General features: G+C 34.0%; 20 protein-coding genes. 5 read left to right on the top strand and 15 right to left on the bottom strand.

The window, feature by feature from the left end; genetic code table 11:
* Positions 1 to 172: 172 nt before the first annotated feature.
* From ACN4EE_RS04450 to ACN4EE_RS04425, 6 genes are all read right to left on the bottom strand, one after another.
* The gene (locus ACN4EE_RS04450; protein ID WP_431705200.1) at positions 173 to 1,843 is read right to left on the bottom strand and encodes a transglutaminase domain-containing protein; all 1,671 of its coding nucleotides are present in this window, start codon (positions 1,841 to 1,843) and stop codon (positions 173 to 175) included.
* A gap of 385 nt (positions 1,844 to 2,228) precedes the next feature.
* Positions 2,229 to 3,827 (bottom strand): Hsp70 family protein, encoded by a 1,599-nt coding sequence (locus ACN4EE_RS04445; protein WP_431705199.1) that lies wholly within the window; start codon positions 3,825 to 3,827, stop codon positions 2,229 to 2,231.
* A gap of 13 nt (positions 3,828 to 3,840) precedes the next feature.
* Positions 3,841 to 4,257, bottom strand: coding sequence for a type II toxin-antitoxin system VapC family toxin (locus ACN4EE_RS04440; RefSeq protein ID WP_431705198.1), 417 nt, complete (start codon positions 4,255 to 4,257; stop codon positions 3,841 to 3,843).
* Entirely contained in the window at positions 4,254 to 4,520 is a 267-nt protein-coding gene (locus ACN4EE_RS04435) for a hypothetical protein (protein WP_431705197.1), read from the bottom strand. Before ACN4EE_RS04435 ends, ACN4EE_RS04440 begins: the two co-directional genes overlap by 4 nt.
* Before the next feature lie 80 nt (positions 4,521 to 4,600).
* On the bottom strand, positions 4,601 to 5,191 hold the full coding sequence (locus tag ACN4EE_RS04430; RefSeq protein ID WP_431705196.1) for a nucleotide exchange factor GrpE: 591 nt from the start codon (positions 5,189 to 5,191) through the stop codon (positions 4,601 to 4,603).
* Between the two features lie 73 nt (positions 5,192 to 5,264).
* Positions 5,265 to 5,483, bottom strand: a complete 219-nt coding sequence (locus tag ACN4EE_RS04425) for a DUF2997 domain-containing protein (protein ID WP_431705195.1) — start codon at positions 5,481 to 5,483, stop codon at positions 5,265 to 5,267.
* A 189-nt stretch (positions 5,484 to 5,672) separates the two neighbouring features.
* Here ACN4EE_RS04425 and ACN4EE_RS04420 point away from each other — a divergent pair, with 189 nt between their 5' ends.
* Both ACN4EE_RS04420 and ACN4EE_RS04415 read left to right on the top strand, forming a co-directional pair.
* The gene (locus ACN4EE_RS04420) at positions 5,673 to 5,900 is read left to right on the top strand and encodes a type II toxin-antitoxin system Phd/YefM family antitoxin (RefSeq protein ID WP_431705194.1); all 228 of its coding nucleotides are present in this window, start codon (positions 5,673 to 5,675) and stop codon (positions 5,898 to 5,900) included.
* Positions 5,900 to 6,289, top strand: coding sequence for a type II toxin-antitoxin system VapC family toxin (locus ACN4EE_RS04415; protein WP_431705193.1), 390 nt, complete (start codon positions 5,900 to 5,902; stop codon positions 6,287 to 6,289). The genes ACN4EE_RS04420 and ACN4EE_RS04415 overlap by 1 nt, the downstream gene beginning before the upstream one ends.
* An 18-nt stretch (positions 6,290 to 6,307) precedes the next feature.
* On the opposite strand, the gene ACN4EE_RS04410 is transcribed toward ACN4EE_RS04415, so the two are convergent.
* The 8 genes from ACN4EE_RS04410 to ACN4EE_RS04375 form a co-directional block, all read right to left on the bottom strand.
* A complete protein-coding gene (locus ACN4EE_RS04410; protein WP_431705192.1) occupies positions 6,308 to 6,706 on the bottom strand; it encodes a helix-turn-helix domain-containing protein in 399 nt (132 codons plus the stop codon).
* Entirely contained in the window at positions 6,684 to 6,890 is a 207-nt protein-coding gene (locus tag ACN4EE_RS04405) for a hypothetical protein (RefSeq protein ID WP_431705191.1), read from the bottom strand. The genes ACN4EE_RS04410 and ACN4EE_RS04405 overlap by 23 nt, the downstream gene beginning before the upstream one ends.
* Before the next feature lie 114 nt (positions 6,891 to 7,004).
* Positions 7,005 to 7,820: a hypothetical protein gene (locus ACN4EE_RS04400; RefSeq protein ID WP_431705190.1), complete on the bottom strand. Its 816-nt coding sequence runs from the start codon at positions 7,818 to 7,820 to the stop codon at positions 7,005 to 7,007.
* Between the two features lie 78 nt (positions 7,821 to 7,898).
* Positions 7,899 to 8,273: a DUF1257 domain-containing protein gene (locus ACN4EE_RS04395; RefSeq protein ID WP_431705189.1), complete on the bottom strand. Its 375-nt coding sequence runs from the start codon at positions 8,271 to 8,273 to the stop codon at positions 7,899 to 7,901.
* A 251-nt stretch (positions 8,274 to 8,524) separates the two neighbouring features.
* A complete protein-coding gene (locus ACN4EE_RS04390) occupies positions 8,525 to 8,860 on the bottom strand; it encodes a XisI protein (protein WP_431705188.1) in 336 nt (111 codons plus the stop codon).
* Positions 8,848 to 9,261, bottom strand: coding sequence for a XisH family protein (locus ACN4EE_RS04385; RefSeq protein ID WP_431705187.1), 414 nt, complete (start codon positions 9,259 to 9,261; stop codon positions 8,848 to 8,850). The genes ACN4EE_RS04390 and ACN4EE_RS04385 overlap by 13 nt, the downstream gene beginning before the upstream one ends.
* Positions 9,262 to 9,407: 146 nt before the next feature.
* A complete protein-coding gene (locus ACN4EE_RS04380; RefSeq protein WP_431705186.1) occupies positions 9,408 to 11,069 on the bottom strand; it encodes an AAA family ATPase in 1,662 nt (553 codons plus the stop codon).
* A gap of 39 nt (positions 11,070 to 11,108) precedes the next feature.
* Positions 11,109 to 12,473 (bottom strand): pentapeptide repeat-containing protein, encoded by a 1,365-nt coding sequence (locus ACN4EE_RS04375; RefSeq protein ID WP_431705185.1) that lies wholly within the window; start codon positions 12,471 to 12,473, stop codon positions 11,109 to 11,111.
* A 1,134-nt stretch (positions 12,474 to 13,607) separates the two neighbouring features.
* Between ACN4EE_RS04375 and ACN4EE_RS04370 the strand changes: the two genes are divergently transcribed.
* Positions 13,608 to 14,117, top strand: coding sequence for a cytochrome b (locus ACN4EE_RS04370; RefSeq protein WP_431705184.1), 510 nt, complete (start codon positions 13,608 to 13,610; stop codon positions 14,115 to 14,117).
* A gap of 128 nt (positions 14,118 to 14,245) precedes the next feature.
* On the opposite strand, the gene ACN4EE_RS04365 is transcribed toward ACN4EE_RS04370, so the two are convergent.
* Positions 14,246 to 14,605 carry a sll0565 family protein gene (locus ACN4EE_RS04365; protein ID WP_431705183.1) on the bottom strand — a complete coding sequence of 120 codons (360 nt, stop codon included), beginning with the start codon at positions 14,603 to 14,605 and terminating at the stop codon, positions 14,246 to 14,248.
* Positions 14,606 to 14,645: 40 nt separating this feature from the next.
* On the opposite strand from ACN4EE_RS04365, the gene ACN4EE_RS04360 reads away from it, so the two are divergent.
* Both ACN4EE_RS04360 and pntB read left to right on the top strand, forming a co-directional pair.
* Positions 14,646 to 14,915: a DUF6439 family protein gene (locus ACN4EE_RS04360; protein WP_431705182.1), complete on the top strand. Its 270-nt coding sequence runs from the start codon at positions 14,646 to 14,648 to the stop codon at positions 14,913 to 14,915.
* Positions 14,916 to 15,122: 207 nt separating this feature from the next.
* Positions 15,123 to 16,562 carry a Re/Si-specific NAD(P)(+) transhydrogenase subunit beta gene (gene pntB / locus ACN4EE_RS04355; RefSeq protein WP_431705181.1) on the top strand — a complete coding sequence of 480 codons (1,440 nt, stop codon included), beginning with the start codon at positions 15,123 to 15,125 and terminating at the stop codon, positions 16,560 to 16,562.
* Positions 16,563 to 16,772: the final 210 nt, after the last annotated feature.

The following is a 16,772-nucleotide window of genomic DNA, read 5'->3' as shown; positions in this document are numbered from 1 at the left end:
CAATTTTTAATCATCAAGAAATTAATAATAAAATTATTTAAACTTTATCTTTATTAATAAAAATATATGTTTTTTGTTTCTGTTACAAAACCCCTATTAATACTAAAAATACACCAAAAATAAACTCACATTCTGCATTATTACGTTAAAATCATTCCTAATTCCTAATTCTCTATGGTTGTAATTCTTGTAAAATAGTAAAAGAAACATGATTGATTGCCAGTTGTCCGATCGAGGCTTTTTCTTTATTAACGGGTAATCCTTCACTGATGAGAGTTTCAAAGGGTACATCTTTTGCCATTTCTACATGATACCACGACAAGCCCATAAAAAAGCGCGTAGGATAAGGTCCACCATCATCTAAATCATCGGGATTCGATTCCATCGGCAACCAACCAATGGTAGGAATATAAAACTCCATCCACACATGGTTAAAGTCTGGCACTAAAGGCACTCCAAAATGCAAAACTTTCATAGGACATTTATACCGTCCAACGGTACGACAGGCAATGCCATTTAAACGAGATAATGCTAATAATAAACCTAAATACTCACCACAAGAGCCAGTGCCACGTTTTAAGACAATATCAGGGGTGTCGATATGGGGTTTAATGCCATAGGTGAGATGATCATAAACATAGTTACGAATATTATACATTTTGCGTAAAATGTTGGTTTCTGAGCCTCTGGCTTCTTCTGCACCCCTTAAGATAATATCCGTACTCATAGACAAATCATCGTCATCGATTAAGTATTTACCTTCAAACTCTGGGGGTAAGGGAGGTAAACTTTCACAATCCTTCGGCTTAATTTGATATTTGATACTCCAAACTTCTAACACCGCACGCCAACCAAAGACAAAGCGCTCATCGGAAGTAAATTTAGGGAATTTAAACAGGGCGACTTTTTGTCCGTTATAATCTTCTTCAATGTAGGGTAAACCAACGGCTTCTACGCTTTTGATTTTTTGACGATGACTTTCGGTAGGTAAGGCTATACGCCATTCTAAATCTTTAAATTCGATCGAATCAAGGGGGGAGATTTCTTCTAAATAGGTAACTTCTAAGAGGAAACCATTGGACAAAGTTTGTTTATTGTCCTCATCGTATTTAAAATAAAGAGGATGAATGAAAGTGCGATCTCGATAGAGTAATTCGTGATTAGGTTCAGCGTTAGGATTATCTCTAATATAAGGCTCTTGGTCACTATAGGCAATATATAAAATGTCTCTATCTTCGGTGTCGTCGTGATAAAAACTCAAAGCTGTAGGATATTCAAAGGGAGTCAACATATTATATTTGAGTTTTCCTGTGACTTTATCCAAACAATATACAGTTTGCTCTAAGTTGTCACAAAGCCAGATTTCTTCGTCTTTAATGGTGATGTTTTCGTAGCCGATACCGGGGGCGTAAAACTTAGTAATGGCTTCTCCTGCGGTGGAATAAACGAGGATATGCCCTGTTTTTTGGGTAGTGATGTAAAGAGTATTTTCCCATATCGCTATACCGTTAGCACTATAGGATACAGAAAAAGAATATTGAGGCGGTGTTACTATTTTAAGCTCTCCTTGCTCCCATTCGATCGAACAGACATAAATTTCTTCTCGATTAGTAAACCATAACTTATTATCCGAGATACATAAACCCCTCGCCCCGATAAAGTCTTGCCAATAGGTACTATTAATAATTTTAGTGACACTATTTTCAGGATTAATTGACAGTAAATAACCATTACGAGAATCGATGGCAAAAAGTTTGTCATTTTTAAAACAAATACCGTCAAGGTAAGTGGCTACTATAGGGCGAATGGTAGGATAAAATTTTGGATTACTAGAAGAAGTCATGGTGAGGATTAATGTCAAGTTTCAAATATCTTACTGCTAAATAAATTAGGTTAAGACTCACGCATTTGTAAAAAAAAATAAGGGGTTTGAGATTCCTTCGCTTTGCTCGGAATGACAGAATATTGTTACTCCTGCGTAAATCCTATTCGGTTTTAATTTTAGACAGTGTTATGTTGATGATAACTCAGTTATTAGTTATGGAACGCAGAATTTCAACTTAGATACCATAACAAAATTCTCATGCTGAAAATTGCTTATGATGAACAATTATACTTAGAAAGGACTTGAGTGAACTATAAAATGATGAAGATAAGAGTGGCATCTCGACTAGGCTTAGTTTTCTCGTGAGTTGTAGTTGGTTACACGAACCTTATGTTCCAGCTTATTAATATAAATGTACGATCGATTTCTTATAGACTAACACTTCTTGAGTCAGAATATCAGTCACAGTAACTAACAACATTCGGTTAGAATCTATTTCCAGATGTATTTTAAGACGATCTTTCCCTACAGTGCCAACGGGATTTAATTGAGCAATACAGGCGGACTTAACAATGTTTCCTTGCCAATCCAATTCGTAGGTAAGAGATTTATAGGTATTTTGAGATTTAACTATACCACTGGTCATTTTTCCTGTACGATCGTAACTAAGTTCAGCTTTGCCCATTTCTACCACTTGCCCAATATCCAAATAAATGGCATCTTGTCCGTTGTTAGCACATTGTAGGATTAAGGGATGTTCCAATTCACAAGGATATTGTAATCCCGATCGAAATAAAGGATTATAGACATATTCTTGGGTTAAAGGATTCCATGTACGAAGGGCGTAGCTATGATATAAATGATCATCAATGGTTTCTAGTGAATTAAGGGTTAAAGCACCATGAGAAACAGCTTCAAAAGGCTTATTTATCAACACTTTTTCCCTGCCAAAATAAGAAGTAATTAATTCTCTTACGGGGGCAATTAAACAACTACCACCGACTAAAACTACTTTTTCAATCTGTTTTTTATTGATGCCCTTACCTATTGACATCTCAATAACTTCATCGAGACAATTCCGTAATTGAGGTAATAGTTGTTGAGTTTCTAAGATTTCTGTTAGTTGTTGTCGATCGAACACTATATCATAGGCAATAAAAGTATCTTCATCTAACCAACTTTCCTTTGCTTGTTCAGTATGGGATAGTTTAATCTTAATACGTTCAGCTATTTCTAGTAAATTTTGCCAAGCAACATTACTTAAATCCTTTTTGGCAATGCCTTGTTTTTTCAAATAGTCTTCTATCAACCAAATATCAATATCTTCACCACCTACATAGGCTTGAGTTTTAGCGATTACTTCCCCTTTTAATTCCTTGACTTGAGAAGAAGATGCGATCGTACGCACTAAACTAAGATCTAATGTACCTCCTCCAAAGTCCACAACTAAAACTAGGGTATTAGGTTTTTTCACGGCATAACCAAAGGCGGCGGCGGTGGATTCATCCACTAACTGCACTTTTTCAATACCTAATGCTGTAGCTAAGTCACGACACCAATTCGAGTAACTTTCAAAGCCTCCCACTGGCACGGTAAATATTACTTGAGAGGGGTTTAAATGCTGTAATTTTAGTTGTTGCCAAATTTCTTTTAAAAATATTTCTGCTACTGTTTCACTGGGGTATTCTTTACCTTCTATTATCCTCGCAGGAGAGCGATATTCGGCGGCTAAATCTCTTTTAAAGGCTTTAAAAAACCGTTCAGGTTTACTACATCCTAACCGACGAGTGCGCACTTGTTCTCCTAAGATAAACTCATGTCCTTCTTTGATAAAGACTAAGCTAGGTATGACGGGGATTTCTGACACTGAGTCGTTATTAAGTTTCATCCGAAATACCTTAGACATTTTCTCAAAACGGAGGGATTTTGCTTCTTTGGTATCGGGTTCGATAATACTAACAACAGTGTTACTTGTGCCAAAATCGATCGCTACAGTAGTCATAAATGATGAGGAATTAGGAATTAAGAATTATTAATAATAATTGAGAGGGTGTTAAAATAGGTAAATTATTGTTAGGAAAATCTTTAATATTTCGAGTAACAATTACATCCAGATTATTAATAATAGCAGAATAATATTGAATATCATCTTCAAAATCTTTATAGCTATTATTTAAGGCTTCAATAATAATTATTTCGTTGATAGGATTAATTTTACAAAGATTAGTTAATCGTTTTAAAAATTGAAATGTCCACTCTTTTCCTTTTTGTTTACGAAGGATATAATAAATATCAGTTAAGGTAGTCGCACTAATAAAACCTTCTATTTTTTCTTCTTCAATTAAATAAAAGATTTCGTCTGCTTCTTCATAAAAAGGCAATCTAATTAAGGCTAAATCTAAAATAATATTGGTATCAATCAGAACTTTCATAAATTATATTTATCTTTTAAATAATCCCATTTTTTACCATCAACATTAAAATTTTCATCTGTGGGAGATTGATTTTCTAATAAGTCTTTAAAAGTTTGACTACGATGTTTAATAGTTTGAGATTTAATGCTAATTTCTGTGTTAGTTAAATTATCTATTTTTAAGATAACAATTTCCACTTCTCCCGGACTAAGATTAATACTTTCTTCTATAATTAATTGTCCTTTCTGATTAACAATTCCTTTGAGTTTTGTTGCTTCCATTTTCTATAACCTCTACATAAATTATTTTAATAGTAATTTTTTGCTAATTAGCTAATTTATTCATCATTCATAAAAGTAAATTAACTTTGTAAATTGGGAGGAAGATTGAGACTTACTTTAGCAGGATAAAGGATATTATCGCCGTCACGGTAGCCCACAAAACGAATATAAACCGATTCCCCTACTTCAATATCATCACTATCGGCTTGATGAATTTGAGGATTGTAATTTACTTTCTCCCAAGGTTTCCCGATGGTTTCATAACCCCAATTTTCTAACAAATTTTCTAGGGATGTAAATAAAGAGATCAAATTTTTGGCAGGTAAATCTGGTTTTGTTTTTGCCATCTTACGGGCAGTAGGATAGTTAGTTAATAAAGGCTGTAATTGTTCAAAAGTTTCACTACGAAAATCACTTTTTAACAGGCTCGATTGAGCTTCTAATTCTTCTCGTAATCGTTGACATTGTTTCTGCAAATTAATTATTTCTTCTCTGTTATCATTATTGTTTAAATCGTTTAAATTATTCTCTTTTGTTGTGTTAGATGGAGATTTTTTTGCAAGGCTAAATTTATGATCATTTTTCCCAGATGATGAACCAAAAGTGATCAAGAAAAATATACTAATTATTAACCAAAAAACGATACCTGTTAATATATGAGAAAAATCCATAATTCCTTATATTTACCCTTAGAAAACTTAGAAAAACTTTGACTATTAATACTTTAATATTAGCAGATAAAAACTAATTATTAATAGATTTCGATCGTTGAAGATTATCGGTAGTTAAGATTTCTTCCCCTTCGTAATATTCGGGGAGTAATTCCCTTGATTCAATTTCTCCTAATGCTTCCTCTAATGCTTGGGTGGGTTGCAAACAACTGTTACCACTGGCATCAATTACTCTTTCTGTGATTTTACCATCTTTACCGATTTGATACTCTATCCGTTGATATTCTGCCATAAGTCACTTTGTTTTTACTTTTGGACACTTTAAATTATACTTCCTTCTCGTGTTAGAAAAAAATTAGTTATGATGAATATATCTAAAACAATACTGTTGATATTCTGTCATTGCGAGGCACGAAGCAATCTCCTAAATCTTGATTTTTAGTACAAATATGTAAGTCATATAATATAATAATAGAAAAAAATGGAAACTATTGAAATAGATCAAGCCGTATTGCACATTAACCAATTACTAGAAATAGCCGCTAAAGGGAAAGATATTATTATTACGAAGAATCATCAACCTATTGTTAAATTAAGCTCCATAAAACAAGTTAAAAAACGTCCTCCATTATTTGGCAGTGATAAAGATATTATTGCTATTAGTGACGATTTTGACGAACCATTAGACGATTTTCAAGAATATATATAATGAACTATTTATTAGATACTCATGCTCTAATTTGGTTTTTCTCAGGGGATGTTAAATTGAGTGATAAAGTAAGGCTATTAATGGAAAATGAGGAAGAAACTAAATTTATTAGTTTAGTAAGTATATGGGAAATGGGTATTAAACAAAGTAAAGGAAAGTTAACATTAGCTCTACCTTTAGAAGAATATATTGAAGAAAAATTAACATTAAAAGACTATAAACTTTTACCAATAAATCTTCAACAAATATCTACAGTAACTCGTTTACCTTTTCATCATAATGATCCTTTTGATAGATTGTTAATTGCTCAAAGCATAGTAGAAAAAATGCCTATAATAAGTAAAGATACAGCTTTTACTTCTTATGATATACAAATTATTTGGGATTAAATTATTAAAAACATAATTTCATAAAAATAAACTAGGGGAAACATGAAAATAATCTGCTAAAGCCTCAGCTTGATTAGCATTGATAGCACAACTACCTTCTTTAATTTTTGTGAGGATTTCTTGACTACCAAAAATGTTTAATAAGTCTGAGTCATTAATCGATCGAGCTTCCATGAGATGTTGTAAAATTTGATTAGGAGTTGCAACGTCTAAAGAATGATTTTCTGTTTCATATTTTTCGACTAATATCACCAATAAATCATATAATGTATCTTCTTCGATCGTTCTATTTTGATTAAATAAAAGTTGTTCAATTTCTGTTAAAACTTTCTCGTATTCTGCTTCGGTTTCAATAATTTTAGGTGCAGTTTTTGTTAATAATTCGGTATAAAGATTACGATTGATCGCATCTAACATTGTTATATTGCCTGATAATTTTCTTCCTTACTTCTTCAAACTCTCTCCAAATTTGTTGAGCTGTTTTTTTCGGCTCTAATTCAAGTTCTTGCAAGGCTTCAGCTATAATTAATTCAGCATTTTCTAATTCTTCTAGGGTAGGTTTGGGATAAGTTTCGTATGTTTGATCTGTTGATATGGTCATAATTTTGTTAATTTTATTATTTCTTTAATTATTATTTTATCACGGGAATTTATTTGTGATAAACCCAAGCAATTATTATGGTTAGCTAAATCCGTGGTACTGTCTCGAACTAAACTAAGGTAATAACCAAGGATGTTTTGTTTTTAGACTTAATAAAACATTCTGAATTTTTGATTCTTGTTTATCCTTTAATAAATCATAGGCTACAGCTAAGATTTCTTTTTCATTGGTAGTTTCAGCTACTTTTAAAATAAAGTTTACTCCTTCTTCTTGATACTGTAACGCTTCTGGTAGGATTTCTGCTTTTAAATTAGCATCCTCAGTCGAATTAAACCTTTGTTGAACTTTATGTAATTCTCTCCTAGCTGAGATTTTAGTGCGAGTCTCTGCTAATGATTTTTGAGCCTCTGCTGCTCTTTTTTGAGCCTCTGCTAATGATTTTTGAGCCTCTGCTAATCTTTTTTGACCCTCTACTCTAGCTTCTTCTAAAGAAATGTAACTTTGTAAATAGTATTTTATAGCACCATCTTCTTCACTTAAAGGTAATTCTATCCAAGGATTTTTATCACTTATTGTATAAAGTATTTTTAGCAGTTTTAATTTCTTCTGAACAACAAAATACTCCTTATTTTCTCTAAATATTCTAATTTCTTCAATAGTTACTTTATTTTGATTATTCAAAAGTGTATAGGCTTGTAATAATATCTCTCTTTCTTTTTCCTTTTCGAGTATTTCTAAGAGATATTTTTCTCCTTCTTCTTCATACTGTAGGGCTTCTTCTAATATCTTTGCTTTCTCAGAGACATCTTCCACTGACTTAAATCGGTTTTTAAGTCCATCAATTCCTCCCATGACTGCACCATACATAGGGGATTGAGGTTGTGTGCCGATAACCGCATCGTATTTGCGGGGTTGTTTATTTTCTGACATGGGGTTTGTGTTTCGCTTCTCTTTAATTAGAATTATATGAGAAATTGATCTTCAACGAAAATATTTTATTAAATTCTGTTAAACCCATCTACCGACAACAACCCTTAAAGTGCCGTCTTCTAAGGTTTCCTCCTCCTCGATGTTGAAACCTTGTTTTTCTACCTCCTCCATTAAAGTATAACGAGCATATTTCTGAGAAATGTCATTAATAAATTTGGTTTGATCAATTTCAGCCCCCCAAAAGTCCGCCACTAATTCATAATTATCCCCTTGACGGCGGAAGCCCAAATCATAGCCATTCTTTTGACGGATAACATATTCTGCGTTGGTTTTTTTCCCTAGATAGCCTCTGACGTTGGTATTCGTTTCAACGGTATAACCCAACTCTTGTAAGGTTTTATGTAAAATTTTGCCGTTTTTTATTTGAACTTTGATAGTAGTAAAATGTGACATAGTTCGATCGATCGATAATTATTTTGTTTAGAAAAAAATCTAATATTTTTCCGAGAAATTGAGTTAACTTTAGTTAACGGAATCTGTTAGACGTGTAATTTATTACACGTTGGGATAATGGTTTCGACTCATAAACCGCCTTTCATGATGACAAGGTAAACACTCTGCTTTTTTAAGGAGGGTTCGATCGAACCTGTATAATAGACATTTTAAGGGCTAAAGCCCTAACTACGAACCAATCAGGAATCAAGTTAAGCCACTCCATAGTTAGTATAGGGGCGTTTATGAGGCGGTTGTAAACCTAAAATAATATCCTCTCGTTGAACTCCTAATTCAATTAAATCCTCCGCAGGGTTTAAATCCGTAGCATTTTGCTGTAACCATATCTTACCATTTTTAATATCAAAATGAATTACAGTATAGTAAATTCTTCTCTGATCATTCCAACCTAATTCTAACCATAAATAATGATCTTTTTTTTCATCAAAAATTAACTGACATTCGCAATCATCATCATATTTTTCTGATGCGGTATATTCGATTAATAATTTTTTAATAGCTTCTCGATAAAGGCTTAATTTATCCATTGAGTAAAATCTCCATTATTAGGGTTATAGATAATTAATTTTAATTTATATTCCTCCATTACTAATTCCCCAAAATCTGATTCAAATAGCTCTAAATATGTATCGAAAGGAATAGCTAAATATAAGGCTCTATTGGGTTCAACTTGGCTTAAAACTAAGCGATAACTTAAAAATTGCCCCAAAGCATTATAAAAGTCTGTTACCACTGAGGGATTAAGAAAACTCTTAATTTCCACTGCTATTTTTTTGTTATCTTTTTCAGCACCAATAATCTTTTCTGCGGCTAAATCAATTTGAAATTTTCTCCTTACCAACTTCATACTATAAGGATCATCGGTAATTGTCCAACCTTCCTTTTCTAAACCAGCCCTAACTAAATCATGAAAAATATCTCTAGCCATTAAAACCTTTTATTTAATATTTTTATACTGAAAATAAAACTGATTTGACTTAAGGATTTTTCCCAAAAATCAAGGGTTTTAAGATTCCTCGACAAGCTCGGAATGACAGTTTAGGGAAAACTCGACAGTAACTCAATTCTAACATTTTAATTCTGGGGAGGATCGACATCAAGATATTGATTTGTGCGAATCCCTTTTTGTTGTCGATAAGTTTCTAATTCCCTCTCTAATTCTAAATCTTGAGAAGCGGTTTTCGCCCCTGTTTTTACTGCCCACAATTTTAATTCCTCAATCTGTCTCATCGCCACCTTAGCTAAGGGTACTGTATCACCACAAGCTCTTAATATATCTTCGGTGGTGAAATCTCGACTGTTACCCTGACTCACATCCGCAAAAGCAAAACTCATACCATCAGTGATAGTTTGTTCAATTTCTGCACCACTAAAGTTTTCACTGGCATCGGCTAACATCGATAAATCAAATTCCCTGAGACGGTGGGGGCGTAATTTTTGTAAATGCACTTTGAAAATCTCTTGTCTTTCTCGATGGTTGGGTAAATTCAAGAAGAAAATTTCATCAAAACGTCCTTTTCTTAATAATTCCGCAGGTAAAATTTCCACATTATTAGCGGTGGCAACGATAAACACAGGATTGGTTTTTTCCTGCATCCAAGTAATCAAACTACCAAACACTCGGCGAGAAGTGCCAGAGTCTCCATCGCTTCCCCCTGAAATATTACCAAAGGCTTTATCAATTTCATCCATCCACAATACACAAGGCGACATGGCTTCTGCTAGTTGAATCATTTGTCGGGTTTTACTTTCACTTTCTCCGACAATGCCTCCAAATAATTGTCCGACATCCAGCCTTAACAGGGGTAAACGCCATTCATTGGCGATCGTTTTCGCAGATAATGATTTTCCTGTACCTTGAATGCCCACTAATAATAATCCTTTGGGGTTAGGAATACCGTATTGACGGGCTTTTTCGGTAAAGGTATTTTTCTTGATTTGTAGCCACTGTTTGAGTTTATCTAATCCCCCCACATTTTTTAATGATTCATGGGAGGAATAAAATTCTAAGATTCCTGTTTGTCTAATTGCTTGTTTCTTTTCTTCTAAAACTAAGGCAATATCGCTCTCGTTTACCTGTTGTTTACTTGCTAAGGCGGAGGCTAAAACTAAGCGAATACGGGTACGGCTTAATCCTAAAAAGGCTTTTAAAAGTTGCTCTTTGCCTAATTCTGTTAAGTTGAGTTTTTCGGGTACTACCAAATCTTGAATTAAGTAATCTATTTCTTTGGTATCGGGTAAAGGGAAATCAATCACCGTCATTTCTTCCGATAAATCAGTGGGTACAACGGCAGTATGTCCTGTAATAATAATAATTTGACGGCGATATTTTAATTCTTTGGCAAGGTTTTTTAAGGCTCGAATGATGGGGGCGTTACGTTCTGTTTCAGGATTTTTGAGGACAAAGTTAATATCTTTGATTACGAAGATACAAGGCTTATTAGCATCGGTTTGACTAATGCGCATTAATGCACCCATGAGGGAGTTTTTATCTTTTCCGCCATCATCCCAACCGTTAACAATATCCCACATTAATAATTCTCTGGGAGGATGAGATTGATGAGCTACTTGCACTAAAATTTGTTCGATCGGTTCTTCTTCTACCGCCACAATATAAAGTAAGGGATACCTTGCCCTTAATTTCAAGTCAAGAGATTCGATTAATTTTTGATGAGGATTATTGGTAATGACGGCATCGTGTTTGTCGGGTTGTTTTTTTTGACTAATCATAGTCATAATTTATTTTAGTTTTATATCTTACATTCCATTATATTGCTAGTTTGATGTTTGTTCTATGTCTTTGAAAATACAGACTTTAAGAATTTCTGCTTTATATTCACTATTAATAATCGTTTCATTATCGATCAAAGCTCGATCGAATTTAGCATTGCTTAAATCAGCATTGCTTAAATCAGCACCTCTTAAATCAGCATTGCTTAAATTAGCACCATCAAATTTAGCATCCCTTAAATCAGCATCACTTAAATTTTTTGTTTTTGTTTGTTGCGAATTATTGAGAATATTCCAAAGCAGTTGCCATTTTTCACCTATTTTTGTATTTTCATTTAACTTAGCATCCCTTAAATCAGCACTACTTAAATTAGCATCACTTAAATTAGCACCTCTTAAATCAACATTGCTTAAATCAGCATTGCTTAAATCAGCACCTCTTAAATCAACACTTCTAAAATTAGCATGAATTAAATGAGCATGACTTAAATTAGCACCCCTTAAATCTCTTGTTTGTTGACGATTATTGAGAATATTCCAAACCAGTTGCCATTTTTCATCTATTTTTGTGTTTTTATCCAAAACAGCATACATTAAATGAGCATGACTTAAATCAGCTTTCCTTAAATCAGCTTTCCTTAAATTAGCTTTCCATAAATCAGCATGACTTAAATCAGCACCACTTAAATTAGCATCCCATAAATCAGCACCCCTTAAATCAGCTTTACTTAAATCAGCTTTACTTAAATCAGCATGACTTAAATCAGCTTTCCTTAAATTAGTATCCTTTAAATCAGCCCCCCTTAAATCAATATTGCTTAAATCAGCTTTGCATAACTTAGCACCACTTAAATCAGCTTCCCTTAAATTAGCATTACTTAAATAAGTACCCCTTAAATCAGCATTACTGAAATTAGCTTCACTTAACCAAGCACTACTGAAATTAGTATTTTTAAAATCTGTATTTGATAAATTAAGTCCTTGTAAATTAACATTTTTTAAATTTGCATTAGCTAGATTAACATTACTTAAATCGGGTAGAAATTGAATATTATTGGCTCGAAATTTGTTCCAAATTTCTATGGCACTAACTTTTAAAATAGTAGCTGGTTGTTGTTCAAAAATTATGTTGATGATAAATTCTGAATAGCTAGGATTTTTTAATAATATTTCTTTGATAAGATTTTTTTGATTTTCTCTTTTTAAAACATCAATAATAAAATTTTTACCTTTTTCTTCATACTGTAGGGCTTCTTCTAATATCCTTGCTTTCTCAGAGACATCTTCCACTGACTCAAATCGGTTTTTAAGTCCATCAATTCCTCCCATGACTGCCCCATACATAGGAGTTTGAGGTTGTGTGTTGATAACAGCATCGTATTTTCCTGCTTGTTTGTTTATTTCTGACATGGTTTTAGGTGGTTGTGAAAATATTTTTTCTATATCAAGAGTAGCACAATTTAAGAGAAATCGTACTTAAGGGTTACTAAAAAAGTCTTTTGATGAGCGTAGGGAATGACGAATGCTCAATAGGCAATGGTTTTAAAGTTATTAAGTCGGCTTAATCTGTCATAAATAAATTTTATGGATATTTTGTTGGGTTACGCTATCACTAACCCAACCTACAAATTAAATGTAGTTGATTATCCCAACTTGATATAAGTCCCAAAATAGTATTTGGGCATTGGTAGCAAAAATTAAGATTTATTGAGATTGCTTCAGATTGCTTCGTACCTCGCAACGCAAAGCGCCTCGCAATGACAGAATAACGTTATGATTATTTTAATTCTCGTACAATCAAGGGGTTGAGATTCCTCGACAAGCTCCGAATGACAGAATACAATACATTCGATCGAGCAGCGCCACTTTTAGGATCGAAATTTTAGGATTATGGGGGGAGGGTTCGATCGAACTACTAAGCTAACTTGTTACTATGGTTGACACTCCCATACCTGAAGGCGATGGGATTCTTGGTTCACCGACAGCCCTTAAACTAACTTAATTGCTTAAATTAATCCAGAGGGGCTTATCTCCCCAAGCGTTGACCCATTACAGAGTCGGTTCGGGTATGCCCTACCCTACCTGAAAAACACTTAATTCTTGGTTTCTCTGTGCTTGATGCTTAGAGATTTTACCTTAAGAAGCCTTCCTCTTAAGAACCCTATATCGCTAGTTTTCAAGGTTCAACGTATCTGCTAGATACAAAGGTTTTTTGACAGGTTTACTACCTTTCCTGTTATACTCTAATTGTAGAGTATATTTAAGAGTATGTCAAGACCTAAGAAAATTCAATTTAATGTTAATGAAAAAGAATATCAGCGACTGAAAAACTATGCCGAAAGTGTTGGGCTGTCTATGGCAGAGGTTTTAAGGGATTACATAAAAACCCTCACTCACCCTTAAGTGTGTCGCAATACATCCCACAGCTAAAGCAAGCACCATCCTTTTTGCGAAGTTTTTGTAAATAATTAATAGTATTGTTTTATTGCTCAGATTATGGCCACTACTACTAAGTCCAGAAAAAACTCTGCCTATCAAAATTTAATGTCAATTCATTGGTGGATGTTTTATTGTTACATCATTTTGTTTCTTGGCGGTATTTTTATGTCTCGTTTGCCTAGAGAAGTTTTTGGGCGTAACCTTCTTTATGATTTCCATAAATCCATAGGTATTTTAACAATGGCATTACTAACTTGGAGAATATTAACTTTATTACAAGTTTGGTGGAAAAAATACACAAAAAAATTACCGAAATATACTCCTCAATGGATGCAAAAATTCCTCTTGCATACTTCCCTTTATATTTTTATGTTGGTTATTCCCATAAGTGGCTTTTTTTTCTCTAATTCTTTTAGAAGTAATAATGTGAAGTTTTTTGGAATTACTGTCCCCGATTTGTTCCCCGAAAATAAAGATTTAGTTGATTTGAGTAGAAGTATTCATTTTTGGTTAGCTTATACTTTTTTAGCTTTCATTATTCTACATTCCATAGATCAATTCAAAGTAATCAAAGCCTTTTGGCGACGTATTAGCAAAAAAAAAATTAAGACTTAGGAATGAGGATTTAATAAAATATAAAAGTTTATTTTAAGAGATTGCTTCAGGTTGCTTCGTTGCCTCGCAACGCTATGCACCTCATCGCAATGACAATCCAACTTAACTAAATTATTTAATTTCCATTCCTAACTGGAATAGGTTTTTAAAAGCCAACCAATAACAATACCAATACCCACAAAGCGCACTATTTGCCAAAATGGTTCATTTAAACTACTCCATTTAAACAATTCACTCTCTAAACGCACCTCAATTTGTGTTAATTCTTCTTCTAAAAAATATAGCTCACTTTTAAGGGAGTCTTGTTTATTTTCTTTCTGTAAGTCTTTGATTTCTTGTTTTCGTTGTTCTAGTTCTTCTTTTCTAGCTCGATCGAGTATAATCTGTTGATGACGGGTTTTAATTTTTTCTAGGGAAGCCTCAATATTAGCAATGGCTTCGTCTATATCAAATTCTGGAGATTCGGAGTTAGTTTCGTGGTCAGACATTCTACAATAAAAACAAGATACTAAGGAGAATTATAGCAACATGAGTTTAAATGTAGAATCAAAATCTGTAACCACAGACATGAGTAATTTGGAATTGGCGCAATTATTGGCGCAAAAAATGACCATTAGCTCCTATGATTGGCATAGACTAAAAAATAATCGCAAGGCTCAAGCATTACAACAATTAACTGCTAGTTTAGTCTATCTACTCAATGATGAACCTGAAGAAGCATTAGAAAGAATCAATCAAGCTCAAGGTTGGCTCGATCGTACCATAAAACCGTTACCCTGTCCAACCCACGGCAAATAGCTAATGAGTAATGAGTAATGAGTAATGGTGCGATTCCTTCGCTACTCTCGGAATGAAAGAATATTGTTGAAAGTTTGTAAGTCCGAGAAAAATTTATTAGTTTTTTATACTTTCTTAACAATTAAGAGCAGATTAATTTTATAGCCTAGTATTAAAGCAATAAGTTGATTAACTCAGCTTAAAGAGTACAAAGAGAAACTAATACTTATGACCAATAATTTAATCACAGTTTCCTATATTGGTGCTAGTGCGCTATTTATTTTAAGTCTAGCAGGATTATCCAATCAAGAAACCGCCCAAAAGGGCAATATTTACGGTATCGCAGGAATGGCGATCGCATTTTTAGCTACAGCATTAAGTGCTGATGTTACCAATTACACAACCCTCATCACTGCCATTATTCCCGCCGTCATTGTCGGGGCGATTTTAGCTAGTAGGGTAGCTATGACATCCATGCCTGAGTTAGTGGCAATCTTACACAGTTTTGTCGGTTTAGCCGCCGTTTTAGTGGGAGTGGGTAACTATTTACAACCTGAATCGGGTTTAGTGGGCGCTGAAGAATTTATCCATCAAATCGAAATCTATATCGGTGTGTTTATCGGCGCGGTGACATTTACAGGTTCGATCGTGGCTTTTGGTAAACTACGCGCTATCATTAGTTCAAAACCCCTCATGTTACCTGCAAGACATTTTCTTAACTTGGGGATGTTGGGCGCAACTATTTATTTAGGTTATGCTTTCCTTAACACCGAGTCTGGATTACAACCCTTATTAATTATGACGGGGATTGCTTGTTTATTGGGTATCCATCTTGTTGCCGCCATCGGAGGCGCTGATATGCCAGTGGTTATCTCCATGTTAAACAGTTATTCGGGATGGGCAGCCGCCGCCGCAGGTTTTATGTTGAATAACGATTTACTGATTATCACGGGCGCATTAGTAGGCAGTAGCGGTGCTATTCTTAGTTATATCATGTGTAAAGCTATGAATCGATCGTTTATCAGCGTCATCTTAGGCGGTTTTGGAGAAGGAAGCGGTAAACCTTCCACCTCTGCATCTAGTCAAGAAGTAGGAGAAGCCGTTGCTACCAATATTGAAGAAGTAGCAGATTTATTAGTAAGTGCGAAAAGTGTTATTATCACTCCCGGTTATGGTATGGCTGTCGCTCAAGCTCAACACGGAGTTTCTGAAATTACTAAAATTTTACGCAATCGTAAAGTAAATGTGCGTTTTGGGATTCATCCCGTAGCAGGGCGCTTACCCGGTCACATGAACGTGTTATTAGCAGAAGCAAATGTGCCTTATGACATCGTATTAGAAATGGATGAGATTAACGAAGACTTCCCCGAAACAGACGTAGTTTTAGTTATCGGTGCAAATGATACTGTTAATCCTAGCGCATTGGAAGACCCCAATAGCCCCATTGCGGGAATGCCTGTGTTGGAAGTGTGGAAATCTCAAACATCTATTGTGATGAAAAGAAGTTTAGCTACTGGTTACGCAGGAGTGGATAATCCTTTATTTTATAAGGAAAATACGAGAATGCTTTTTGGGGATGCTAAAGCCAATGTTGATTCTTTATTAGTGGCATTGAGAGAGAAAACTAGCAAGGGTAAAACCTCTGAAAAAGTCCTCGTTACCGCCTAATATTTTATATTCTTTTTTGGAGGTAAAAACCTAACATTTAAACACTTAAGAGGCTTTAATCTTGCCTCTTTATTTTATCGATCGAACCCTTGTATAATTAATTGTATCTGAGTTCGATGGCACTTATTTTAAGGATAATATAATCAGCAATTATCAATTAAAAAATCTCAGTTAAATCTAAGATAAAATCAGGTAAAATATCTTCTCCTG

The organism is Geminocystis sp. CENA526 (assembly GCF_050753365.1).
Classification (GTDB): Bacteria; Cyanobacteriota; Cyanobacteriia; order Cyanobacteriales; family Cyanobacteriaceae; genus Geminocystis.
The sequence above is the reverse complement of the archived record's forward strand: the minus strand, read 5'-3'. Positions and strand labels throughout refer to the sequence as shown.